The sequence below is a fragment of the Streptomyces sp. R44 genome (assembly GCF_041053105.1).
In the GTDB taxonomy this organism is placed as follows: domain Bacteria; phylum Actinomycetota; class Actinomycetes; order Streptomycetales; family Streptomycetaceae; genus Streptomyces.
Window position 1 is genome coordinate 3,299,969 of record NZ_CP163444.1, and the last position, 21,432, is coordinate 3,321,400.

24 protein-coding genes, 1 tRNA gene and 1 riboswitch are annotated in these 21,432 nt (G+C 70.1%); of the genes, 7 read left to right on the plus strand and 18 right to left on the minus strand.

Annotated elements, in window-relative coordinates; translation table 11 throughout:
* Positions 1 to 31: 31 nt before the first annotated feature.
* The 4 genes from AB5J54_RS15200 to AB5J54_RS15215 form a co-directional block, all read right to left on the minus strand.
* Positions 32 to 1,300: a DUF445 domain-containing protein gene (locus AB5J54_RS15200; protein ID WP_369144459.1), complete on the minus strand. Its 1,269-nt coding sequence runs from the start codon at positions 1,298 to 1,300 to the stop codon at positions 32 to 34.
* A gap of 12 nt (positions 1,301 to 1,312) precedes the next feature.
* On the minus strand, positions 1,313 to 2,293 hold the full coding sequence (locus AB5J54_RS15205; RefSeq protein WP_369144460.1) for an ATP-binding cassette domain-containing protein: 981 nt from the start codon (positions 2,291 to 2,293) through the stop codon (positions 1,313 to 1,315).
* 6 nt (positions 2,294 to 2,299) lie between these two features.
* A complete protein-coding gene (locus AB5J54_RS15210; RefSeq protein WP_369144461.1) occupies positions 2,300 to 3,076 on the minus strand; it encodes an ABC transporter permease in 777 nt (258 codons plus the stop codon).
* 187 nt (positions 3,077 to 3,263) lie between these two features.
* Complete coding sequence (locus AB5J54_RS15215) at positions 3,264 to 4,064, minus strand: ABC transporter permease (RefSeq protein ID WP_369149336.1); 801 nt, start codon at positions 4,062 to 4,064, stop codon at positions 3,264 to 3,266.
* Between the two features lie 139 nt (positions 4,065 to 4,203).
* Between AB5J54_RS15215 and AB5J54_RS15220 the strand changes: the two genes are divergently transcribed.
* The gene (locus tag AB5J54_RS15220; protein ID WP_369144462.1) at positions 4,204 to 6,333 is read left to right on the plus strand and encodes a transglycosylase domain-containing protein; all 2,130 of its coding nucleotides are present in this window, start codon (positions 4,204 to 4,206) and stop codon (positions 6,331 to 6,333) included.
* Here the strand turns inward: AB5J54_RS15220 and AB5J54_RS15225 are convergent.
* From AB5J54_RS15225 to AB5J54_RS15235, 3 genes are all read right to left on the minus strand, one after another.
* Complete coding sequence (locus AB5J54_RS15225) at positions 6,327 to 6,647, minus strand: multidrug efflux SMR transporter (protein ID WP_369144463.1); 321 nt, start codon at positions 6,645 to 6,647, stop codon at positions 6,327 to 6,329. The genes AB5J54_RS15220 and AB5J54_RS15225 overlap by 7 nt on opposite strands.
* A 32-nt stretch (positions 6,648 to 6,679) precedes the next feature.
* Positions 6,680 to 6,750, minus strand: a riboswitch (guanidine-III (ykkC-III) riboswitch).
* Between the two features lie 44 nt (positions 6,751 to 6,794).
* Entirely contained in the window at positions 6,795 to 7,130 is a 336-nt protein-coding gene (locus AB5J54_RS15230) for a co-chaperone GroES (protein WP_351187291.1), read from the minus strand.
* A 37-nt stretch (positions 7,131 to 7,167) separates the two neighbouring features.
* Positions 7,168 to 7,488, minus strand: coding sequence for a DUF3618 domain-containing protein (locus AB5J54_RS15235; RefSeq protein WP_369144464.1), 321 nt, complete (start codon positions 7,486 to 7,488; stop codon positions 7,168 to 7,170).
* A 135-nt stretch (positions 7,489 to 7,623) separates the two neighbouring features.
* Here AB5J54_RS15235 and bcp point away from each other — a divergent pair, with 135 nt between their 5' ends.
* Together bcp and AB5J54_RS15245 are read left to right on the plus strand one after the other, a co-directional pair.
* On the plus strand, positions 7,624 to 8,091 hold the full coding sequence (gene bcp, locus AB5J54_RS15240; RefSeq protein ID WP_369144465.1) for a thioredoxin-dependent thiol peroxidase: 468 nt from the start codon (positions 7,624 to 7,626) through the stop codon (positions 8,089 to 8,091).
* Between the two features lie 1,131 nt (positions 8,092 to 9,222).
* Positions 9,223 to 9,307 (plus strand) — tRNA-Leu (locus AB5J54_RS15245).
* 56 nt (positions 9,308 to 9,363) lie between these two features.
* On the opposite strand, the gene rdgB is transcribed toward AB5J54_RS15245, so the two are convergent.
* From rdgB to AB5J54_RS15265, 4 genes are all read right to left on the minus strand, one after another.
* Positions 9,364 to 9,972, minus strand: coding sequence for an RdgB/HAM1 family non-canonical purine NTP pyrophosphatase (rdgB, locus tag AB5J54_RS15250; protein ID WP_369144466.1), 609 nt, complete (start codon positions 9,970 to 9,972; stop codon positions 9,364 to 9,366).
* Between the two features lie 8 nt (positions 9,973 to 9,980).
* Positions 9,981 to 10,382: a hypothetical protein gene (locus tag AB5J54_RS15255; protein WP_369144467.1), complete on the minus strand. Its 402-nt coding sequence runs from the start codon at positions 10,380 to 10,382 to the stop codon at positions 9,981 to 9,983.
* A gap of 64 nt (positions 10,383 to 10,446) precedes the next feature.
* Positions 10,447 to 11,178: a ribonuclease PH gene (gene rph / locus AB5J54_RS15260; protein ID WP_351187299.1), complete on the minus strand. Its 732-nt coding sequence runs from the start codon at positions 11,176 to 11,178 to the stop codon at positions 10,447 to 10,449.
* Between the two features lie 84 nt (positions 11,179 to 11,262).
* The gene (locus AB5J54_RS15265) at positions 11,263 to 11,496 is read right to left on the minus strand and encodes a glucose PTS transporter subunit EIIB (protein WP_189723936.1); all 234 of its coding nucleotides are present in this window, start codon (positions 11,494 to 11,496) and stop codon (positions 11,263 to 11,265) included.
* A 294-nt stretch (positions 11,497 to 11,790) separates the two neighbouring features.
* Here AB5J54_RS15265 and AB5J54_RS15270 point away from each other — a divergent pair, with 294 nt between their 5' ends.
* Positions 11,791 to 13,017 carry a PTS transporter subunit EIIC gene (locus tag AB5J54_RS15270; RefSeq protein ID WP_369149337.1) on the plus strand — a complete coding sequence of 409 codons (1,227 nt, stop codon included), beginning with the start codon at positions 11,791 to 11,793 and terminating at the stop codon, positions 13,015 to 13,017.
* Positions 13,018 to 13,306: 289 nt separating this feature from the next.
* Positions 13,307 to 14,572 (plus strand): PTS transporter subunit EIIC, encoded by a 1,266-nt coding sequence (locus AB5J54_RS15275; protein ID WP_189805268.1) that lies wholly within the window; start codon positions 13,307 to 13,309, stop codon positions 14,570 to 14,572.
* A 93-nt stretch (positions 14,573 to 14,665) separates the two neighbouring features.
* Here AB5J54_RS15275 and AB5J54_RS15280 read toward each other — a convergent pair whose 3' ends face one another.
* The gene (locus tag AB5J54_RS15280; RefSeq protein WP_369144468.1) at positions 14,666 to 15,421 is read right to left on the minus strand and encodes an MBL fold metallo-hydrolase; all 756 of its coding nucleotides are present in this window, start codon (positions 15,419 to 15,421) and stop codon (positions 14,666 to 14,668) included.
* Between the two features lie 203 nt (positions 15,422 to 15,624).
* On the opposite strand from AB5J54_RS15280, the gene AB5J54_RS15285 reads away from it, so the two are divergent.
* Entirely contained in the window at positions 15,625 to 16,137 is a 513-nt protein-coding gene (locus AB5J54_RS15285; protein ID WP_369144469.1) for a type II toxin-antitoxin system PemK/MazF family toxin, read from the plus strand.
* Between the two features lie 69 nt (positions 16,138 to 16,206).
* On the opposite strand, the gene AB5J54_RS15290 is transcribed toward AB5J54_RS15285, so the two are convergent.
* The 4 genes from AB5J54_RS15290 to AB5J54_RS15305 all read right to left on the minus strand — a co-directional run bounded on the left by AB5J54_RS15290 (position 16,207) and on the right by AB5J54_RS15305 (position 18,401).
* Positions 16,207 to 17,157 (minus strand): PLP-dependent cysteine synthase family protein, encoded by a 951-nt coding sequence (locus AB5J54_RS15290; protein ID WP_369144470.1) that lies wholly within the window; start codon positions 17,155 to 17,157, stop codon positions 16,207 to 16,209.
* A gap of 5 nt (positions 17,158 to 17,162) precedes the next feature.
* On the minus strand, positions 17,163 to 17,441 hold the full coding sequence (locus tag AB5J54_RS15295) for a MoaD/ThiS family protein (protein WP_369144471.1): 279 nt from the start codon (positions 17,439 to 17,441) through the stop codon (positions 17,163 to 17,165).
* A gap of 91 nt (positions 17,442 to 17,532) precedes the next feature.
* Complete coding sequence (locus AB5J54_RS15300; RefSeq protein ID WP_312882985.1) at positions 17,533 to 17,661, minus strand: putative leader peptide; 129 nt, start codon at positions 17,659 to 17,661, stop codon at positions 17,533 to 17,535.
* Between the two features lie 101 nt (positions 17,662 to 17,762).
* On the minus strand, positions 17,763 to 18,401 hold the full coding sequence (locus tag AB5J54_RS15305; protein WP_369144473.1) for an HD domain-containing protein: 639 nt from the start codon (positions 18,399 to 18,401) through the stop codon (positions 17,763 to 17,765).
* Between the two features lie 73 nt (positions 18,402 to 18,474).
* On the opposite strand from AB5J54_RS15305, the gene AB5J54_RS15310 reads away from it, so the two are divergent.
* On the plus strand, positions 18,475 to 19,419 hold the full coding sequence (locus AB5J54_RS15310; RefSeq protein ID WP_369144474.1) for a GlxA family transcriptional regulator: 945 nt from the start codon (positions 18,475 to 18,477) through the stop codon (positions 19,417 to 19,419).
* Between the two features lie 27 nt (positions 19,420 to 19,446).
* Here AB5J54_RS15310 and AB5J54_RS15315 read toward each other — a convergent pair whose 3' ends face one another.
* On the minus strand, positions 19,447 to 19,872 hold the full coding sequence (locus AB5J54_RS15315; RefSeq protein WP_369144475.1) for a Mov34/MPN/PAD-1 family protein: 426 nt from the start codon (positions 19,870 to 19,872) through the stop codon (positions 19,447 to 19,449).
* 85 nt (positions 19,873 to 19,957) lie between these two features.
* On the minus strand, positions 19,958 to 21,394 hold the full coding sequence (locus tag AB5J54_RS15320) for an amino acid permease (RefSeq protein WP_369144476.1): 1,437 nt from the start codon (positions 21,392 to 21,394) through the stop codon (positions 19,958 to 19,960).
* Positions 21,395 to 21,432: the final 38 nt, after the last annotated feature.

The window sequence follows — 21,432 nt, forward strand, 5'->3', positions numbered from 1 at the left end:
GGGAAGGGCTGAGCCCGCCCAGGGCGCGGCCTCAGCCCCCCACCGCGTGGCTCACCGTGTAGATCAGCAGGCCCGCCAGGGCGCCGACCACCGTGCCGTTGATGCGGATGAACTGGAGGTCGCGGCCGATGTTGGCCTCGATCTTGCGGGAGGTCTGGGTGGCGTCCCAGCCGGCGACCGTGTCGGTGATCAGGGACGTGATCTCGTGGCGGTAGGTCGTGACGACGTAGGCCGCGGCGTCTTCCGCCCAGCCCTCCACCTTTCCCTGCAGGCGGGCGTCCGTCGACAGGCGCGTGCCCAGGGAGATCAGGGAGGCGCGGGCGCGGAGGCGGAGCTGGCTGCGGTCGTCCTCGGCCGCTGCGATGATCAGGGACCGGACCGAGGACCAGGCCGAGGCGATGATGTCCTGGACCTCCGGGCGGGCCAGGAGGTCCGCCTTCAGGCGCTCCACGCGTGCCCGTGTGTCCGTGTCGGCCTGGAGCTCCGCCGCGAAGTCCGCGAGGAAGCGGTCGATCGCGCCGCGCGCCGGGTGGCCCGGCATGTCCCGCATCTCCGTGATGAAGCGGAGCAGTTCCTTGTAGACGCGTTCGCCGATCTTCCGGTCCACGAAGCGGGGCGTCCAGCCCGGTGCCCCGCCCTGCACCGCGTCCATCACCGAGTCCCCGTGCGTGACCAGCCAGTCGTGCGCGCGGGTGCAGATCAGGTCCACCGCCCGGCGGTGCGCCCCGTCCGCCACCACCTTCTCCAGGGTCTTGCCCAGGCCCGGCGCGATCTCCGCCGCCTCCGCGCGGCGCGTGATCGCCTCCCCCACCACCGCCTGGACGTCCGCGTCCCGCAGGATGGTCAGGGCGCCCCGTAGCGTCGTCGAGAGTTCTGCCGTCACCCGGTCCGCGTGGGCCGGGTTCGCCAGCCAGGCCCCCAGCCGGGCGCCGATGCCCAGGGCCGCCAGCCTGCCCCGTACGACATCCGCCGACAGGAAGTTCTCGCCCACGAACGTGCCCAGCGACGCTCCCAGCTGGTCCTTCTTCGTCGGGATGATCGCCGTGTGCGGGATGGGGAGGCCCAGCGGCCGCCGGAACAGCGCCGTCACCGCGAACCAGTCCGCGAGCGCGCCGACCATGCCCGCCTCCGCCGCCGCCGCGACATAGCCCGCCCACCCGCCCCAGCCGGCGTTCCGCGCCCACGTCGCCAGGCCGTAGATCACGGCCACCAGCGCCAGCAGCGCCGTCGCCAGGGTCTTCATGCGGCGGACGCCTCTGCTCTTCTCCTCGTCCGCCGCCGTGTACGAGAAACTCACCATCGACTCGACCTCCTACTTCAGGGACTCCCGGCGCTCGTCCCGAGTTCCCCCGTACATCTTCGCGATCACCGCCTCGATGTCCGGCTCCCGCACCGAGAGGTCGAGGAGGGGGTATCTCGCCGCCACCGCCGCCACCAGGGGTGCCGCCGATTCCGTCGCCCCGAACGCCAGCCACTGGCGCGGGCCCTCCGACCGTACGAAACGGGCCCCCGGCACGTCCGTGATCGGCGGCAGCTCCCGCTCCAGGTCCACCACAAGGAGCCGCTCGCTCTCGCCCACCGCGTGCAGACCGGCCAGCTCCCCGTCGTACATCAGCCGCCCGTGGTCGATGACCATCACCCGCGAGCAGAGCTGTTCGATGTCCGTGAGGTCGTGGGTCGTCAGGAGGACCGTGGTGCCCCTCGTCGCGTTCAGTTCCCGGAGGAACTCCCGCACCCTCGCCTTCGACACCACGTCCAGGCCGATCGTCGGCTCGTCCAGGTACAGCACCTCCGGGTCGTGCAGCAGCGCCGCCGCGATGTCGCCGCGCATCCGCTGGCCCAGGGACAGCTGGCGTACGGGGACGTCGAGGAGGTCCCCCAGGTCCAGCAGGTCCACGCAGCGGGCCAGGTTCTCCTCGTACCGGGCGTCGGGGATGCGGTACATGCGGTGCATCAGCCGGTACGAGTCCTTCAGCGGCAGGTCCCACCAGAGGGTCGTCCGCTGGCCGAACACCACCCCTATCCGCTGGGCCAGCCGGGTGCGCTCCCGCGCGGGGTCGATGCCCGCGACCCGCAGCCGGCCGCCGCTCGGGGTCAGGATGCCGGTGAGCATCTTGATCGTCGTCGACTTCCCGGCGCCGTTCGGGCCGATGTAGCCGACCATCTCCCCGCGTTCCACGCCGAAGCTGATGCCGTCGACCGCCCGGACCTCCCGCTTCTCGCGGCGGAGCAGGCCCGCCTTCCGGCGGACCGTGAAGGTCTTCTCCAGCGCGTCGAGTTCGATGAAGGGCATGTGGCCTCAGCTTCCTGTCGATCTGTACGAGCGGATTCCCGCGCGCCACGCGAGCCCCGCCACCCCGCAGCTCACCGCCGCCACCAGCGGCGACACGAACGCCGCCCAGTCCGGCACCCCCGCCGGAGCCGGCCGGCCGAGCACGTACAGCGCGGGCAGCCAGCTCACGAACGCCAGCGGTACGACGTACACGACCCCCCGCACCAGCTCCTGCGTGAAGATCGTCGGCGGGTACTGGAGGAGCGTGTTCCCGCCGTACGTGAAGGAGTTCGTGACCTCGGCGGCGTCCTGGATCCAGAAGAGCGTCGACGCGCCCACCACCATCACCGCACCGAAGATCACCGCCCCGCACGCCACCGTCACCGGCAGCAGCACCACCTTCAGCGGCGTCCAGTCCACGTCGAGGAGGAGCAGGCTCCAGACGAGGACGAGAAGGCCCTGCGCGACCCGCCCGAACCTCCGCAGCGCGAACTTGTCCGCCGCGACCTGCGCGAGCAGCGGCGCCGGACGCATCAGGAACGTGTCGAGCGAGCCGTCCCTCACCCGCTTCCCCATCCGCTGCAGCGAGCCCATCGTCAGGTCCGCGATCCCGAACGACGTCCCCGCCGTCCCGTACAGCAGGGCGACCTCCGCGAACGAGAAGCCGCCCAGCCCCCGCACCTGACCGAACATCAGGAGGATCACGACGAAGTCGAAGAACGTGACGCAGAAGCTCGTGAGGAGGGTCAGGGCGAAGGAGGAGCGGTACGTCATCGTGGAGCGGATCCACATGGCCGCCACCATCCGGTACGTACGCCAGGAAGCCCCGATCCCCCGATCCGTACGCCGCCAGGAAGCCTCGGTCCCCCCGTCCGTACGCCAGGTAGCCCCGGTCTCCCCGTCCGTACGCCAGGTAGCCGCGGCCTCCCCGTCCGTACCGCCGGAAGCCCCGGTCCCCCCGTCCGTGCGCCAGGAATCGGCCATCCGTGACCTATCCACCCTGCACCACCACCTTCCGCGTCGCCGCCGCCTGCGCCGCCCTCCCCGCCCCCAGCAGGACCAGCGCCCAGCAGCCCTGGAAGCCGTACGCCCCCGCCAGCTCCCAGCCCTCGTACTTCCCCAGGTACACATCGGCCGGCACCTGGAGCAGCGACGCCCACGGCAGCATCCGCGCGAGCTCGCCCAGGGCGCCCGGGAAGACGTTCAGCGGGAGCAGCATCCCCGAGAAGAACAGGCCGCCCAGCCACGCCACCTGCACCACCCCCTGGCCGTCGAGCAGCCAGAACGCGCTCATCGCCACCAGGTACCAGATCGCGAAGCCCACCACCGAGCCCAGCGCCACCGCCACCAGGAACGCGAGCCACGCGCCCGGCCCCGACGGCAGGGTGAAGCCGAAGACCAGCGCGCCGACGGCCATCGGGGCGACCCCGCGGCCGAGCAGCTGGAAGGCGGAGCGGCCGGCGTTGGCCGAGAACCACCAGGCCTGGAGGTCGGCGGGGCGGTAGAGGTCGACGGCGATGTCGCCGGTCCTGATCCGCTCGATCAGCTCGTCCTCGAAGCCGCCGCCCATCAGGCCGCAGACCGTGATCAGCGCCTGCCCGATCCACACGTAGGCGAGGGCGTCGTCCATGGAGTAGCCGCCGAGCCGCGGTCGTTCGTCCCACAGGGCGATGTAGGTGGCGGAGAGGACGAAGCCGAAGACGCTGTTGGTGAAGACGCCCGCGGCCGTGGCCACGCGGTAGGTGGCGAAGCGCCGGAAGCCGCCCGCGGCCACCGTCAGGTACAGCCGCAGCATGAGAGGCCCTTTCCGGTACGAATGACGGCGAAGCGCACGACCCTAGTGGTGTCGTGCGGCGCGCCGCGAGCGGTTTTCGCGCCACCTACGGGTCGGTTAGGGGAGTTTCGCCGCATTCCATGCAGTATGTGATGCCATGTCCCCTTCCTCTGGTACGAGCTCGGATACGAACTGGGAGCCGAGGGACCCCACCCTCCCCGCACCACACCCGGACGACGACGACAGACCGAGAAGACCGCTCCGCCGCATCCTGCGGACCCTCCTCGGGCTCCTCCTGCTCGGCACGCTGCTGCTCGCCGGCGCCTTCGCCGCCGGCTACCTCCTGGTGGAGATCCCGCCCGCCAACGCCGCCGCCGTCGCCCAGTCCAACGTCTACCTCTACCGGGACGGCACCCCCCTCGCCCGCGACGGCGAGGTCAACCGCGAGAGCGTCCGCCTCGACCAGGTCCCGCTCACCGTCCGCCGGGCCGTCCTCGCCGCCGAGGAGCGCGACTTCCACACCTCGCGCGCCGTCGACCCCAAGGCCATGGTCCGCGCCGCCTGGAACACCGTCACCGGCAAGGGCCGCCAGTCCGGCTCCACCATCACCCAGCAGTACGTCAAGAACTACTACCTGGGCCAGGAACAGACCCTCAGCCGCAAGGCCAAGGAGTTCTTCATCGCGATCAAACTCGGCCGCGAGAAGAGCAAGGAGGAGATCCTCCAGGGCTACCTGAACACCAGCTACTTCGGCCGGAACGCATACGGCATCCAGGCCGCCGCCCGCGCCTACTACGGCAAGGACGTCCAGCAGCTCGACACCGCCGAAGGCGCGTACCTCGCCTCCCTCCTCAAGGCCCCCAGCGCCTACGACGTCACCACCCACCCCGAGAACCGGTCCAAGGCCGTCGCCCGCTGGCACTACGTCCTCGACGGCATGGTCACCGAGGGCTGGCTCTCCCCCGCGGCCCGCACCGCCGCCCGCTTCCCCGCCCCCCAGACCGCCCGCGCCGCCACCGCCCTCTCCGGCCAGCGCGGCTACCTCGTCCAGGCCGTCGAGGAGTACCTCACCGACCACGGGATCGTCGACGAGAAGACCCTCGCCGGCGGCGGCTTCCGCATCACCACCACCCTGGAGCCCGCCAAGCAGGAGGCCCTCGTCGACGCCGTCGAGGAGCGCGTCGTCTCCCGGCTCGACCCGGCGAACGCCCCCACCGACCGGTACGTACGGGTCGGGGCCGCGGCCGTCGACCCGGCGAACGGCAAGGTCCTCGCCATGTACGGCGGCGTCGACTACACCCAGCAGTACGTCAACAACGCCACCCGCCGCGACTACCAGGTCGGCTCCACCTTCAAGCCCTTCGTCTTCACGGCCGCCGTCCAGAACGGCTCCCAGACCCAGCAGGGCCAGCCCATCACCCCGTACACCCTGTACGACGGCACCAACCGGCGCCCGGTCGAAGGCTGGGGCGGCAACCCCTACGACCCCGCCAACGAGGACGACGCCAGCTACGGCGACATCGCCGTCGGCGCCGCCACCGACCTCTCCGTGAACGCCGTCTACGCCCAGATGGCCGTCGACGTCGGCCCCGCGCACGTACGGCGCACCGCGATCGCCCTCGGCGTCCCCGGCACCACCCCCGACCTCACCGCCTCCCCCTCCATCGCCCTCGGCGCCGCCACCGCCAGCGTCCTCGACATGGCCTCGGCGTACGCGACGCTCGCCGCGCACGGCCGGAACGGCACGTACTCCCTCGTCGAGGAGATCAGCAGGAACGGCCAGGAGGTGGAACTCCCCGGCGTCGCCCGCCGACAGGCCGTCAGCCGCGAGGCCGCCGACACCACCACCTCGATCCTGCGGAGCGTCGTCGAGAGCGGCACGGGCACGGCCGCGCAGGTCGCGGGACGCCCGGCCGCCGGCAAGACGGGCACGGCGGAGGACGACAGGGCCGCCTGGTTCGCCGGCTACACCCCCGAGCTCGCGACGGTCGTCGCGGTCATGGGCCAGGACCCCGAGTCCGGCTCGCAGCAATCGCTGTACGGCGCGCTCGGCCAGCCGCGCGTCAACGGCGGCGGGGTGCCGGCCGAGATCTGGGGCCGCTTCACCCGCGAGGCCCTGGCCGGGACGCCGGCCCGGGACTTCGAGCTCCGGCTCATGCCGGGGGCCGAGGCACCGCCGGTACCGCCCGTCCCGGACGGGGCGGAGGACTGGTACGAGACGGGCGAGGCGGGACCGGGAGCGGCCTCACGGGGCCCCGCCCCCTCCCGCAGACCGACGGGTCAGTGACCGCTGGTCGCCTTGAGCCCCACCACGGCGACGAGCAGCAGACAGACGAAGAAGATCCGGGCGGCGGTCGCCGGCTCACCGAGCACCACCATGCCGAGCACCGCCGCACCGGCCGCGCCGATGCCGACCCACACGCCGTACGCCGTACCGATCGGCAGCGTCTTGGCCGCCTGCGACAGCAGCATCATCGAGGCGACGATCCCGGCGCCGGTGAACACGCTCGGCCAGAGCCGGGTGAAACCGTCGGTGTACTTCATGCCGATGGACCAGCCGACCTCAAGCAGACCGGCGACGATCAGCAGAACCCAGGCCATGACGAGACACCTCCGCGAGACGGATCAACAGGGGTGCGTCGTCTTGTCGTGAACCCGGTACGGCGCGTCTCGTCGGGGTGTCTCCAGGCTAGCAAAGAACAGGCAAAGGCCCCGGTGACTCCGGTCACCAGGGCCTTCGTGCTCGTCCTACAGGTAGAGCCCGGTCGAGTCCGTGGTGCCGAACCGGTCCGCGGCCACCGCGTGCAGATCGCGCTCGCGCATCAGGACGTACGCGACACCCCGCACCTCGACCTCGGCGCGGTCCTCGGGGTCGTACAGCACCCGGTCGCCGATCTCGACGGTACGGACGTTCTGGCCGACCGCGACCACCTCGGCCCAGGCGAGGCGTCGGCCCACGGCGGCCGTCGCGGGGATCAGGATGCCGCCGCCGGAACGCCGCTCCCCCTCCGGGGAGTCGGTGCGGACCAGAACCCGGTCGTGGAGCATCCGGATGGGCAGCTTGTCGTGCGTGTTCTCGCTCACGGACTGAACCTACCTGCACGGGCGGGCCGGAAGGCGGTCACCCCTTGTTCCTCCGCGAGGAGGAAACGATCAGGCCGACGACGGCGAGGGCCACGACGGCCGCCGGAACGACGCGCTCCAGGCGGGGCGCGCCGTCCTCGTGGGTGAAGCGGGCCTTCACGTCCGAGACGACCCGGTTGACGGCGACGAAGGCGCGGCCGGCCGTCTGGTCGACCGTCGAGGCGACCTTGGCCTTGGCGTCCCCGATGATCGTCTTCGGGTGCATCCGAATGCCGATCTCGTCGAGAGTGACGGCGAGCTGCTCGCGCCGGCGGACGATGTCCGCCTCGATCTGCGCAGGGGTCCTGGCCTCCGACACCGCGCTGCCTCCGTAGTCGTAATCGGTCGTTGACGCCCAGTCTGTCAGCTCCGCCGCGATCGGGTCGCCCCAGACCCCCATTCGCCCCCATTAGGCTCTGGAATGCGTACGCGAACCATCCGAGGAGAGCCAGCCATGAGCGAGCGACTGCAGCCCGGCGACACCGCCCCCGCCTTCACCCTTCCCGACGCGGACGGCAACGAGGTCTCCCTCGCGGACCACAAGGGCCGCAAGGTCATCGTCTACTTCTACCCGGCGGCCCTGACCCCCGGCTGCACCAAGCAGGCGTGCGACTTCACGGACAACCTGGAGGTCCTGGCGACCGCCGGCTACGACGTGATCGGCGTCTCCCCCGACAAGCCGGAGAAGCTGGCGAAGTTCCGCGAGAAGGAGAACCTGAAGGTCACGCTGGTCGGGGACCCGTCGAAGGAGACCCTGGAGGCGTACGGCGCCTTCGGCGAGAAGAAGCTGTACGGCAAGGTCGTGACGGGCGTGATCCGCTCGACGGTCGTGGTCGACGAGGAGGGCAAGGTGGAACACGCCTTCTACAACGTCAAGGCCACGGGCCACGTCGCCAAGATCATGAGGGACCTGGGCGTCTGAGCCCGCGCCCTCGCCGGAACGGCCCGCACCTCGCGGTACTGGGGTGTGGGCCGTTCCGCGTTTCGGGTGTGACCGTCCGATATTCGGGTCGTTAACCCGTACGAGATCCGTACTGGGGAGGGGGTCCGATGGGGCCGGACACGTACACGAGGGAACGGCTCAGCGCCGTGGTGGCGGAGTCGAAGGGGTGGGCTGATCTCATGCGCCGCCTCGGCGTCAATCCGAGCGGAGGTCGGCGGCGCACCCTGCAGTCGAAGGTTGCCGAGTACGGCATCGACACCAGCCACTTCAAGCAGCAGAGCCCCTGGCGCAAGTACACGGACAACGCCATTGCCGAGGCGGTCGCCGCCTCTACGACGCTCCGCGAGGTCGCCCAGAGGCTCGGCGTTCCCCCGGCGACCGGAACGCTCTCGCACATCAGCCGACGGATCACGGCAGCCGGAATCGACGTGAGCCAGTTCCCCGGCCTGAACCGCCCGACCCTGGACCTGCCGTTCACCGCGGAGGAACTCAAGACCGCCGCAGCGGCCACACGGAGCGTCAGAGAAATGGCCCGCCTGCTGGGCGTAGGCGATGACGGTAGATCCCGCGCCGCGCTCCGGCACTTGCTCCACGAGCGGGGAATCGACATCGCACACTTCACGCACAGGCGCGTCGGGGTGCCGGAAGAGCGTCTACGAGCAGCGGTGGCCGACGCCACCAGCTTCGCCGACGTGATGCGCGCGCTCGACCTCCCCGTTACCGACCAGAATCACCGTCGGGTACGGCGACGGGTGGTCGAGCTGGGCCTCGACACATCGCACTTCAAGCGTCGTACGTGGGGCACTGTCCGAGCCGCGGCACCGAAGGCCATAGCGGACACGGTCTTCCGGGTACGCCCGGAAGGATCGTCGCGCGAGAACCGCGACCGGCTGCATCGCGCCCTCACCGAGGTGGGCGTGCCGTATCGCTGCGTCGAGTGCGGGAACGACGGCAAGTGGCGGGGCAAGCCCATCACCCTGCAGATCGACCACATCAACGGGAACTGGCTCGACAACCGTCGGGAGAACCTTCGCTACCTGTGCCCCAACTGCCATGCCATCACCGCTACCTGGTGTCGTGGCGGCGCCCGCTACGATGGCAGGGAGTTGCGCGGCGGTGGTGCAATGGTTGACACAGCAGACTTAGGATCTGTGGCCCCTGACCGGGCTTGAGGGTTCGAATCCCTTCCGCCGCACACTGAACGGCCTGCGAATCGAAGAATCGATGCGCAGGCCGTTCGCATGCGGGCCCTCAGCCCAGCAGTTCCTTCACCACCGGCACCAGGGCCCGGAACGCCTTGCCCCGGTGGCTGATCGCGTTCTTCTCCGCCGGGGTCAGTTCCGCGCAGGTGACCTCGTGGCCCTCCGGCTGGAGGATCGGGTCGTAGCCGAAGCCGTTCGTGCCGGCCGGGGTGTGGCGGAGGGTGCCCCGCAGCTGGCCCTCGACCACTCGCTCCGTGCCGTCGGGGAGGGCGAGGGCCGCCGCGCAGGCGAAGTGGGCGGCCCTGTGGGCGTCGTCGATGTCGGAGAGCTGGGCCAGGAGCAAGGTCAGGTTCGCCTTGTCGTCGCCGTGGGTGCCGGCCCAGCGGGCCGAGAAGATGCCGGGGGCTCCGTTGAGGACGTCGACGCAGAGGCCCGAGTCGTCGGCCACGGCCGGGAGGCCGGTGGCCTGGGCCAGGGCGTGGGCCTTCAGCAGGGCGTTCTCGGCGAAGGTGACGCCCGTTTCCTTGACATCGGGGATCTCGGGGTACGCGTCCGCGCCGACGAGTTCGAGGTCGAGGCCCGCGTCGGCGAGGATCGCGTGAAGTTCGGTGATCTTGCCCGCGTTGCGGGTGGCGAGGATCAGGCGCTGTCGGGTCATGACAGGGATTATCCCGGGGTGCAGACCTTGGCCACCTCGCCCGCCGCGTCCGTGATCGGCGTGATGTCCGGGGTCGTGTCGCCGTTCTTGACCGCCGTGCGGACGGAGTCCACGCCCTTCGTGAGGTCGTCGACGGCCTTCGAGAGGTCGGCGTTGTCCGTGGTGTTCTTGAGGTTGCCCAGTTCCGTGGAGATCGAGTTCAGGGACTCCTCGATCTGCGTGACGTCGTTGGACGCGTTCGAGACCGCCTGCTGAAGGTTCTGTACGGACGTGGCTATCGCGTCGGCGGTCTTGACGCAGTCCATCGCCGTGTCGAGGGCTCCGCAGCCGCTCAGGACGGTGGTGAGCGCGGCGGCCGTTGCCACGGCGATTGCGAGACGGCTCTTCAAGGCGGGTCCTCCCCTGTACATGACAGTCGTGCGGGCGCACGGATCCTATCCGTGCGCCCGTTGCCCGTCAGGACGCGACAGGAGGTCAGAGGGTTCCTTCGAGGGCCTTGCGCTGGATCTCCGCCAGTTCGGCGCAGCCGCCGGAGGCGAGGTCGAGGAGGGCGTTGAGCTCCTTGCGGTCGAAGGGCTCGGCCTCGGCGGTGCCCTGGACCTCGACGAAGCGGCCGTCGCCGGTGCAGACGACGTTCATGTCGGTGTCGGCGCGGACGTCCTCCTCGTAGCAGAGGTCGAGGAGGGGGACGCCGTCGACGATGCCGACGGAGACGGCGGCGACGGTGCCGGTGAGGGGCTTGCGGCCGGCCTTGATCAGCTTCTTGCCCTGGGCCCAGCCGATGGCGTCGGCGAGCGCCACGTACGCGCCGGTGATCGCCGCCGTGCGGGTGCCGCCGTCGGCCTGGAGGACGTCGCAGTCGAGGACGATCGTGTTCTCGCCGAGGGCCTTGTAGTCGATGACGGCCCGCAGGGAGCGGCCGATGAGGCGGGAGATCTCGTGGGTGCGGCCGCCGATCTTGCCGCGGACGGATTCGCGGTCGCCGCGGGTGTTGGTGGCGCGGGGGAGCATGGAGTACTCACCGGTGACCCAGCCCTCGCCGCTGCCCTTGCGCCAGCGCGGGACGCCTTCGGTGACGGAGGCGGTGCAGAAGACCTTGGTGTCGCCGAAGGAGATGAGGACGGAGCCCTCGGCGTGCTTGCTCCAGCCGCGTTCGATGGTGACGGGGCGGAGCTGTTCGGGGGTACGGCCGTCGATGCGAGACATGCCACGAGCCTAGCCGGACATGAGGGAGGGCCCGTTCCCCTGCCGGAACGGGCCCTCCTCGGGAAGTGAGCGGAACGCTCACGCTCACATCAGGTCTTCGATCTCCGCGGCGATCGGGTCGGCGTCGGTGCCGATGACGACCTGGATGGCGGTGCCCATCTTCACGACGCCGTGGGCTCCGGCGGCCTTGAGGGCGGCCTCGTCGACCTTGGCGGGGTCCACGACCTCGGTGCGCAGGCGGGTGATGCAGCCTTCGACCTCTTCGATGTTGTCGATGCCGCCGAGGCCGGCGACGATCTTCTCAGCCTTGCTGGCCATGTGTTTCTCCCTGTCCGTTCTGCGTACCGACGGTCCGCTTTGTCACGGTAACCCACGGTTGGCCCAACCTCGCGAGCGAGTGCGGCCGTTCTGCCGAATGATGACGATCACCGGCGGCCTGTCCTCAGCGGGCTCCCGGAGCCTATCGCAACTGGTCTACACCAGTGTGCAACGAGATGCGGACCCGGCTTGTTCCGGGGAGGGAGGACGCCGATGAGCACCGACAGCACCGCGGCCGCACCGAAACCCAAGAAGTCCCTGTCCTGGGGCGGCCTCTTCCAGGGCCTCCAGAAGATGGGCCGCAGCCTCCAGCTCCCCATCGCCGTCCTCCCGGCCGCCGGCATCATCAACCGGCTCGGGCAGCCCGACGTCTTCGGCGCCGACGGCCTGGGCTGGGACAACGTCGCGAAGGTGATGGCGGGTGCGGGTGGTGCGCTGCTCGACGGCAGCCTGGGTCTGCCGCTGCTGTTCTGCATCGGTGTCGCGATCGGCATGGCGAAGAAGGCGGACGGCTCGACCGCGCTCGCGGCGGTGGTCGGCTTCCTCGTCTACTACAACGTGCTGCGTCAGTTCCCGAAGGACTGCCCGGCGGGCACGGTGGACGTCAACGGCGGCTGCCTCTCGCCCGAGCAGGCCTTCACCGGGTACACGTACCAGAACCCGGGCGTCTTCGGCGGCATCCTGATGGGCCTGATGGCCGCCTGGTTCTGGCAGCGCTACCACCGGACGAAGCTGGTCGACTGGCTCGGCTTCTTCAACGGCCGCCGGCTCGTGCCGATCATCATGACGTTCGTGGCGATCGCGTTCGCCGCGATCTGCCTGTGGATCTGGCCGCCGATCGGCGACGGCCTGGAGAACTTCAGCGACTGGCTGGTGGGTCTCGGCTCCTGGGGTTCGGGCATCTTCGGCCTCGCGAACCGCGCGCTGCTCGTCATCGGCCTGCACCAGTTCCTGAACGTGCCCATCTGGTTCCAGTTCGGCACGTACACCAAACCCGACGGCACGGTGGTCCACGGCGACATCCCGATGTTCCTCGCGGGCGACCCGAACGCCGGTCAGTTCCTGACGGGCTTCTTCCCGATCATGATGTTCGCGCTGCCCGCCGCGGCGCTCGCGATCACCCACACCGCGAAGCCGCATCGCCGCAAGGCGGTCGGCGGCATGATGCTCTCGGTCGCCCTGACCTCGTTCGTCACCGGCATCACCGAGCCGATCGAGTACTCGTTCCTTTTCATCGCGCCGCTGCTGTACGTGATCCACGCCGTGCTGACCGGTGTGTCGATGGCGGTGACCTGGGCGCTCGGCGTGAAGGACGGCTTCAGCTTCTCGGCCGGTCTGATCGACTACGTGATCAACTGGAACCTCGCGACGAAGCCGTGGCTGATCATCCCGATCGGCCTGGGCTTCGCGGTCGTCTACTACGTGATCTTCCGGTTCGCGATCGTCAGGTTCAACCTCCCCACCCCGGGCCGCGAGCCCGAGGAGATCGAGGAGGAGATCGAGCGCGACAACGTCAAGTAGCCCCGCGCTCACGCGGCGGGATCTGACCGTTCTCGGGGCTTTCGACCCCCTCGTAAGGCCCTTCGAAGGCCCCCGGACCTGACCGTCCGGGGGCCTTTTGTCGTGCATCTCCGGCTATGGCTGAGTACACAGAATTCGCAGGTTCCTTATCTAAGTCTCACGTGCTACAACTGGTCTACACCACTCAATGGTGTAGACCACGCGGTCCAGACCACCGCGTTCCACGAGACGTCGCCTCCCCCCCGTGTTCACTGTCCTGGGCGACGCCTTGCCTTACTGGAGGAAGTTGATGAGTACGGCCACCGCCCAGGCCGCCGCTCCCGCGAAGAAGCGCGGATCCGGCCTGTTCCAGGGCCTGCAGAAGGTCGGTCGCAGCCTGCAGCTGCCGATCGCCGTGCTGCCGGCCGCGGGTATCTTGCTCCGTCTCGGCCAGCCCGACGTCTTCGGCAAGGACGGTCTCGGCTGGGACAAGGTCGCGTCCGTCTTCGCCACCGCCGGCGGCGCGGTCTTCGACAACCTGCCCCTGCTCTTCTGCATCGGCGTCGCCATCGGCTTCGCCAAGAAGGCGGACGGCTCCACCGCCCTGGCCGCGCTCGTCGGCTTCCTGGTCTACAGCAACGTGCTGAAGGCCTTCCCGATCACCGAGGCCGTCGTCAACACGACCGCCAACAAGGGTGTCGACGTCGCCGCGACGTACAACAACCCCGGCGTCCTCGGCGGCATCCTGATGGGTCTGCTCTCGGCCGTCCTCTGGCAGCGCTTCCACCGCACCAAGCTCGTCGACTGGCTCGGCTTCTTCAACGGCCGCCGTCTCGTCCCGATCATCATGGCCTTCGTCGGCACCGCCGTCGGCGTCGTCTTCGGCCTGGTCTGGGAGCCGATCGGTGAGGGCATCTCCAGCTTCGGCGAGTGGATGACCGGCCTCGGTGCCGGTGGCGCCGGCCTCTTCGGTCTCATCAACCGCGCGCTGATCCCGGTCGGCATGCACCAGTTCGTGAACACCGTCTCCTGGTTCCAGATCGGTGACTTCACCAACGCCGCCGGCGAGGTCGTCCACGGTGACCTCAACCGCTTCTTCGCCGGTGACCCGAGCGCCGGAATCTTCATGTCGGGCTTCTTCCCGATCATGATGTTCGGCCTCCCGGCCGCCGCGATCGCCATCGCCCACGCCGCCCGCCCCGAGCGCCGCAAGGCCGTCATGGGCATGATGGTCTCCCTCGCGCTGACCTCCTTCGTCACCGGTATCACCGAGCCGATCGAGTTCACGTTCATGTTCATCGCGCCGGTCCTCTACGCGATCCACGCGGTCCTGACCGCCGTCTCCATGGCCGTCACCTGGGCCTTCGGCGTCCACGCGGGCTTCACCTTCTCCGCGGGCGGCATCGACTACCTGCTCAACTGGAACCTCGCGACCAAGCCGTGGCTGATCATCCCGATCGGTCTCGTCTTCGCGGCGATCTACTACGTGGTCTTCCGCTTCGCGATCACCAAGTTCAACCTCCCCACCCCGGGCCGCGAGCCCGAGGAGGAGATCGAGGACCTCACCAAGGCGTGAGCCTCGCCCGTACGACGGAAGGCCCCGGAACCAGGACGGTTCCGGGGCCTTCCCCGTGCTCGTACGGGACATCAGATGTGCTCGTACGGGCAATCAGATCTCGTACACCGCTCCCGGCCGCGCCAGCTCCGACGGGCCCTTGTACACCTCGCGCGCGTCCGCCAGGTTCCGCTCGCCGTCCGTCCACGGCGGGATGTGGGTCAGGACCAGGCGCCCCACCCGCGCCCGGGTCGCGTGCGCGCCGGCCTCCCGGCCGTTGAGGTGGAGGTCCGGGACGTCCTCCTTGCCGTGGGTGAAGGAGGCCTCGCAGAGGAAGAGGTCGGTGCCGTCGGCGAGGCCGTGCAGCGCCTCGCAGACCCCGGTGTCCCCGGAGTACGTGAGCGAACGGCCGCCGTGCTCGACCCGGATGCCGTACGCCTCGACCGGGTGGCACACCTTCTCCGTGCGGACGGAGAACGGGCCGATCTCGAAGGCGCCGCCGGACTTCAGGGTGCGGAAGTCGAAGACCTCGCTCATCGAGGACGGCGAGGGGGTGTCCGCGTAGGCCGTGGTCAGGCGCTGCTCGGCGCCCTCGGGGGCGTACACGGGGATCGCGTCGCAGCGTCCGCCGTCGTGCCGGTAGTAGCGGGCGACGAAGTACCCGCACATGTCGATGCAGTGGTCGGCGTGGAGGTGGCTGAGGAAGATCGCGTCGAGGTCGTACAGACCGATGTGGCGCTGCAGCTCGCCCAGGGCGCCGTTGCCCATGTCGAGGAGCAGCCGGAAGCCGTCGGCCTCGACGAGGTAGCTCGAACAGGCCGAGTCCGCGGACGGGAACGACCCGGAGCAACCGACGACGGTGAGCTTCATGGAGCGAGAACCTCCGTGGACGGGTGCGGAAAGCGCGCTGAGGGAGGGGGAGGCTGTGCGGTCTGTCGAGCGTAAGGCGCACCCGGGCCCGCCGCTCCTTCGTGGTGGCCCGTTGTGGGCGAACTCACGGGCTCTGTCACCGGTTCGGATGGATGGCGGGGCGCGGCGGCGGGGTGGGGCGCGCACCGGTACCTTCTTGAGGTATGGACACGTCGTGGTGGCCCGCTCTGGCCGCGGTCGTGGTGATCGCGCTGGTGGTGGCGGTCGCCTGGGGGTCCCCCCGGACGAGGTCCGGGGGAGGATCGAGGCGGTCCTCGCGACGGCCGTCGTCCGGGGGGCCGGCGGCGCCGACGCGACCTCCTCGCGGTCCGGCCGGACCCCGGAGGGCCCCCGCGCGACCGGGCCGGGCGCCGAGGGCGGCCGAGATCTGGTGGGCGGACGTGCCCTTCGAGGACGGGCCCGGGTCGAAGGACCGGCCCTGTCTGGTGCTCGTGGTACGGGGCGACAGCGCGCTCGTCGCGAAGATCACCAGCAAGTACCACGACGAGCGGCCGGGGGTGATCGCGCTGCCGCCGGGGGCGGTGGGCGACGCGCAGGGGCGGCCCAGCTTCCTGGAGACCGATGAGCTGCGGCGGGTGCCGGTGACGGACTTCCGCCGGAGAGTGGGAGAGGCGGACCCGGTCGTGTGGGACCAGGTCCGCCATCTGGCGCGGTAGCGCCGGTGCGTGTCGCGGGGCCGGAAGCCTAAGCGCGGCTCAGCGCGCCGTCCGGTGTGCCCACACCTACTACGCCCAGAGCTGGCCCTGGACCGCGGCGATTGCTTCTTCTGTCGTCTTGGCTGTGTAGAGGCCCGTCGAGAGGTACTTCCAGCCGCCGTCGGCGACGACGAAGGCGATGTCGGCGGTCTCGCCCGCCTTGAGGGCCTTGTTGCCGACGCCGATGGCCGCGTGGAGGGCGGCGCCGGTGGAGACGCCCGCGAAGATGCCCTCCTGCTGGAGGAGTTCGCGGGTGCGGGTGACCGCGTCGGCGGAGCCGACGGAGAAGCGGGTGGTGAGGACGGAGGCGTCGTACAGCTCGGGGACGAAGCCCTCGTCGAGGTTGCGCAGGCCGTAGACGAGGTCGTCGTAGCGCGGCTCGGCGGCGACGATCTTGACGTCGGGCTTGTGCTCGCGCAGGTAGCGGCCGACGCCCATGAGGGTGCCCGTGGTGCCGAGACCTGCCACGAAGTGGGTGATCGACGGGAGGTCGGCGAGGATCTCCGGGCCCGTGGTGGCGTAGTGGGCGCCCGCGTTGTCGGGGTTGCCGTACTGGTAGAGCATCACCCAGGAGGGGTTCTCGGCGGAGAGTTCCTTGGCGACGCGTACGGCCGTGTTCGAGCCGCCGGCCGCGGGGGACGAGATGATCTCGGCGCCCCACATGGCCAGCAGCTGGCGCCGCTCCTCGCTGGTGTTCTCGGGCATGACGCAGACGATGCGGTAGCCCTTGAGCTTGGCGGCCATGGCGAGGGAGATGCCGGTGTTGCCGCTGGTCGGCTCCAGGATGGTGCAGCCGGGGGTGAGCCGGCCGTCCTTCTCCGCCTGCTCGATCATGTGGAGCGCGGGGCGGTCCTTGACCGAGCCGGTGGGGTTGCGGTCCTCCAGCTTCGCCCAGATGCGGACGTCGTCCGAGGGCGAGAGCCGGGGGAGGCGGACCAGCGGCGTGTTGCCGACCGCGGCCAGCGAGGAGTCGTAGCGCATGTGGATCAGACCATGCCGCCGGCGACGGCCGGCAGGATCGTGACGTTGTCGCCGTCGGTGAGCTTGGTGTCGATGCCGTCGAGGAAGCGGACGTCCTCGTCGTTGAGGTAGACGTTGACGAAGCGGCGGAGCTTGCCGCCGTCGACGATGCGGGCCTCGATCCCGGCGTGGCGGGTCTCCAGGTCGGCGAAGAGCTCGGCGAGGGTCGCGCCGCTGCCCTCGACGGCCTTCTCGCCGTCGGTGTAGGTGCGGAGGATGGTCGGGATGCGGACCTCGATGGCCATGGCGTGGGCTCCTGTCGGAAGTGGCGTGTTGGGCGCGCTTCTGTGGCCCCGCGCGGAGGGGGTCGTACGGTGAGTGCGCTCGGCCGGTCGCTCAGAGCGCAGCGCGTGCGGTACAGCGTGAGGTACAGATCGCGCTGGCGAGGCGGCACAGGTCGACGTGCAGGCGTGCCACGAGCAGGGTGGTGCTCGGAGTCTCTTCGCTCACGTCGTGGGAAACCATGGGCTCATCGTATCGATTCCCGGTCCGGGTTCCGGAATGTGATCTCACATTCTGGATGATTTCTGACCGACTGACGGACGTCGCAGGTGGGAAGGGGGTCGTCACTCGGGCCAGGCGGAGTCCCTGATCGTCGTCACGAAGTCTCCGGGGGCGAAACCGGGCACGAAATGGCGCAGGACGTCCGCTTTGACGTTGCCGAAGGTGGTGTCCGGCCTGGGTGCGATGCCGTCGGCGAAGGCGGCCAGGATGCGGCGCTTGAAGTCGGGGCGGGGGTGGGCGGCGACGATCGCGGCGCGGTCCTCGGGGGTGACGGCGGCGGGGTCGTCGTAGCCGATGCCGAGGACGTCGTACTCGACGCCGGCGGTGACGAGGGCGACCTCGGGTTCCATGAACGCGGGGATGCCGGGGGTGGTGTGCAGGGCGATCGCGGTCCAGACGCGGCGGACGGCGTCCTCGTCGGCGCCGTGGGAGCGGAGGAAGGCGGCGGCCTCCTCGGCGCCGTCGACCTCGAAGCGGCGGCCGCCGGTCCGGTGCGCCTCGCCGAGGCCGAGGTCGTGGAACATGGCGCCGACGTAGAGGAGTTCGGGGTCGAAGGCGAGGCTGCGGGCGCGGCCCTGGAGGGCGCCGAAGAGGTAGACGCGGCGGGAGTGGTCGTAGATCAGCTCGCTCGTCGTGTCGCGGACGAGTTCGGTGGCGGCGGTGGCGAGCTTGCTGTCGGGGACGAGCGTCATCGGGTTCATGGGAGCAAGCCTCGTCGTCGGGGGCGGGTGCCCGCCATGTCCTCAGGGACAGGCATCCCACAGAATCGGACACATGACGAGGACGCACGAGGTGTGGGTGTTCGCCTTCGACGGGGTCCGGCTGCTCGACGTGTCGGCCCCGCTGGAGGTCTTCTCGACGGCCGGGTCCGGCTATGAGGTACGGGTGTGCTCGCCGGACGGGCGGGGCGTAAGGACCTCGTGCGGGCTGCGGATCGGCGCGGACCGCGCGGTCGGGGAGGTGCGGGGCGCGGACACGCTGGTCGTCCCCGGGGCGGTGGACGTGGAGCGGTGCGTGGCGGTCGCGGCCGAGGTGGCGGGCCTCGCGGGGCGCTCGGGGCGGGTGGCGTCGGTGTGCACGGGGGCGTTCGCGCTCGCGGCGGCGGGGCTGCTCGCCGGGCGGCGCGCGGCGACCCACTGGGAGCACGCGGCGGAGCTGGCCCGGCGGTATCCGGGGGTCGAGGTGAGCGCGGACGCGATCCACGTGCGGGACGGGGAGGTGTGGTCCTCGGCGGGGGTGACGGCCGGGATCGACCTGTGTCTGGCGCTCGTGGAGGAGGACCGGGGGCCGGAGGCGGCGCGGGCGGTGGCGCGGGACCTGGTGGTGTTCCTGCAGCGGCCGGGCGGTCAGTCGCAGTTCTCGGCGGCGTCGCGGACTCCCCCGACGGGGCACCCGGTGGTGCGGCCGCTCCTGGACGCGGTGGCGGCGGACCCGGCCGCGGACCACAGCGCGTCGGCGCTCGCGCGGCGGGCGGGGATGAGCGCCCGGCATCTGGCGCGGCTGTTCCGGGAGCAGGTCGGGGCGACGCCGGCGGGGTACGTGGAGCGGGTACGGGTGGAGGCGGCGCGGATCCTGCTGGAGGGCGGGGCGAGCGTGACGGGGGCGGCGGCGCGGAGCGGGCTCGGCAGTGACGAGAGCCTGCGGAGGGCGTTCGCCCGGCATTTCGGGGTGACGCCCTCCGCGTATCTGGCGCGCTTCCGGACGACGTTTTCCTCGTAGACCGCGCCCTGCTCGTTGGGTCTCGGGTTACTCGTAGGCCTCGACGATCTTGACCTCTTCCTCGGTCACGACGCCTTCGACGATCGAGAAGGAGCGGAACTGGAAGGGGCCGGCGTCGTCGGTGTCGGCGGTGGAGACGAGGACGTAGTGGGCCTGCGGCTCGTTGGCGTACGAGATGTCCGTGCGGGACGGGTACGCCTCGGTCGCGGTGTGCGAGTGGTAGACGATGACGGGCTCCTCGTCCCGGTCGTCCATGTCGCGGTAGAGCTTCAGCAGGTCCGAGGAGTCGAACTCGTAGAAGGTGGGCGAGCGGGCGGCGTTCAGCATCGGGATGAACCGCTCGGGGCGTCCGCTGCCGACCGGGCCGGCGACGACGCCGCAGGCCTCGTCGGGGTGGTCCGCGCGGGAGTGCGCCACGATCTGGTCGTACAGGGCCCGGGTGATGGTCAGCATGCCGACAGGATAAGCAGACGGGCCGCCCCGTACCGATGGATGGTACGGAACGGCCCGAATGGTGAGACCGAGCAGGTCAGGAGGGTCAGGAGCGCTTGGCGAAGGCCGCGCCCTCCGGGTTGCGGGCCTTGAGGACCAGGTAGGAGACCGCGAGGATCAGGCCCCAGACCGGCGCGCCGTACAGGGCGACGCGGTTGTCCTTGTCCATGCCCATCGTCACGATCACCATGCCGATGAAGGCGAGCGAGAAGACGCTGAACCAGATGCCTCCCGGCGCCTTGAAGGAGGACTGCGGCAGCTCGCCGCGGTCGGCCTTGAGGCGGTAGCGGATCTGGCAGATCAGGATGACGATCCAGGCCCACATGCCGGAGATGGTGGCGAAGGAGACGACGTAGTTGAAGGCCTCGCCGGGCCACTGGTAGTTGATCCAGACGCCGACCATCATCAGCGCGGCCGAGACCGTGGTGCCGACCAGCGGGGTGCCGGACTTGGTCAGCTTGGTGAAGACCTTCGGGCCCTGGCCGTTGAGCGCGAGGTCGCGCAGCATGCGGCCGGTGGAGTACATGCCCGAGTTGCAGGAGGACAGGGCGGCCGTCAGGACGACGAAGTTGACGATGGCGGCGCCGACTCCGAGGCCCATCCGCTCGAAGGCCTCGACGAACGGGCTGACGCCCGGCTTGAAGGCGGTCCACGGGACGACCGACAGGATCATGATCAGCGCGCCGACGTAGAAGACGGCGATGCGCCACGGCACGGTGTTGATGGCCTTCGGCAGGACCGTCTTCGGGTCCTTCGACTCGCCCGCCGTCACGCCGACGAGCTCGACCGCGAGGAAGGCGAACATGACCATCTGGAGGGTCATCAGGGTGGAGAAGATGCCGTCCTCGCCGCCGAAGAAGCCGCCGAGGTCCCAGAGGTGGGTGACGGAGGCGGTGGCGCCGGCGTCGGAGAAGCCGAGGGTGAGGATGCCGGCGCAGATCAGGATCATGCCGACGATCGCGGTGACCTTGACCATGGAGAACCAGAACTCCAGCTCACCGAAGAGCTTCACGGAGATCAGGTTGGCGGCGTAGAGGATGACGGTGAAGACGAGGGCGGAGAGCCACTGCGGGATGTCCCACCAGTACGTCATGTAGGTGGCCGCGGCGGTGACTTCGGTGATTCCGGTGACGACCCAGAAGAGCCAGTACGTCCAGCCGGTCGCGAAGCCCGCGAAGGGGCCGATGAACTCGCGGGCGTACTCCGAGAAGGAGCCCGACACCGGGCGGTACATGAGGAGCTCGCCGAGCGCCCGCATGATGAAGAAGATGACGAGGCCCGCGACCGCGTACGCGAGGATCAGGCTCGGTCCCGCGATGGAGATGCCCTTGCCCGCGCCGAGGAAGAGTCCGGTGCCGATGGCACCGCCGATCGCGATCATCTGGATCTGCCGGGCGCCGAGTGCCCGGTGGTAACCCTCGCCGGAGGCGGAGTCCGCGGCCTCATTGCCGTCGTGCTGCTTGTCGACCTGCACTGAGGTCATGGTGGTGCGCCTTTCTCCATGCTGATCCGCGCGACTGC

Coding starts and splice junctions, on each gene's coding strand:
- rdgB (WP_369144466.1), bottom strand. CDS start 9,972: ATGACCCGACAGCGCCTGATCCTCGCCACCCGCAACGCGGGCAAGATC.
- AB5J54_RS15295 (WP_369144471.1), bottom strand. CDS start 17,441: ATGGCCATCGAGGTCCGCATCCCGACCATCCTCCGCACCTACACCGAC.
- AB5J54_RS15305 (WP_369144473.1), bottom strand. CDS start 18,401: ATGAACCCGATGACGCTCGTCCCCGACAGCAAGCTCGCCACCGCCGCC.
- rph (WP_351187299.1), bottom strand. CDS start 11,178: ATGTCTCGCATCGACGGCCGTACCCCCGAACAGCTCCGCCCCGTCACC.
- AB5J54_RS15315 (WP_369144475.1), bottom strand. CDS start 19,872: ATGCTGACCATCACCCGGGCCCTGTACGACCAGATCGTGGCGCACTCC.
- AB5J54_RS15285 (WP_369144469.1), top strand. CDS start 15,625: ATGGACACGTCGTGGTGGCCCGCTCTGGCCGCGGTCGTGGTGATCGCG.
- AB5J54_RS15270 (WP_369149337.1), top strand. CDS start 11,791: ATGGGCCGCAGCCTCCAGCTCCCCATCGCCGTCCTCCCGGCCGCCGGC.
- AB5J54_RS15220 (WP_369144462.1), top strand. CDS start 4,204: ATGTCCCCTTCCTCTGGTACGAGCTCGGATACGAACTGGGAGCCGAGG.
- AB5J54_RS15275 (WP_189805268.1), top strand. CDS start 13,307: ATGAGTACGGCCACCGCCCAGGCCGCCGCTCCCGCGAAGAAGCGCGGA.
- AB5J54_RS15225 (WP_369144463.1), bottom strand. CDS start 6,647: ATGGCCTGGGTTCTGCTGATCGTCGCCGGTCTGCTTGAGGTCGGCTGG.
- AB5J54_RS15310 (WP_369144474.1), top strand. CDS start 18,475: ATGACGAGGACGCACGAGGTGTGGGTGTTCGCCTTCGACGGGGTCCGG.
- AB5J54_RS15290 (WP_369144470.1), bottom strand. CDS start 17,157: ATGCGCTACGACTCCTCGCTGGCCGCGGTCGGCAACACGCCGCTGGTC.
- AB5J54_RS15265 (WP_189723936.1), bottom strand. CDS start 11,496: ATGGCCAGCAAGGCTGAGAAGATCGTCGCCGGCCTCGGCGGCATCGAC.
- AB5J54_RS15320 (WP_369144476.1), bottom strand. CDS start 21,394: ATGACCTCAGTGCAGGTCGACAAGCAGCACGACGGCAATGAGGCCGCG.
- bcp (WP_369144465.1), top strand. CDS start 7,624: ATGAGCGAGCGACTGCAGCCCGGCGACACCGCCCCCGCCTTCACCCTT.
- AB5J54_RS15300 (WP_312882985.1), bottom strand. CDS start 17,661: ATGGTTTCCCACGACGTGAGCGAAGAGACTCCGAGCACCACCCTGCTC.
- AB5J54_RS15200 (WP_369144459.1), bottom strand. CDS start 1,300: ATGGTGAGTTTCTCGTACACGGCGGCGGACGAGGAGAAGAGCAGAGGC.
- AB5J54_RS15280 (WP_369144468.1), bottom strand. CDS start 15,421: ATGAAGCTCACCGTCGTCGGTTGCTCCGGGTCGTTCCCGTCCGCGGAC.
- AB5J54_RS15205 (WP_369144460.1), bottom strand. CDS start 2,293: ATGCCCTTCATCGAACTCGACGCGCTGGAGAAGACCTTCACGGTCCGC.
- AB5J54_RS15255 (WP_369144467.1), bottom strand. CDS start 10,382: ATGTACAGGGGAGGACCCGCCTTGAAGAGCCGTCTCGCAATCGCCGTG.
- AB5J54_RS15210 (WP_369144461.1), bottom strand. CDS start 3,076: ATGGTGGCGGCCATGTGGATCCGCTCCACGATGACGTACCGCTCCTCC.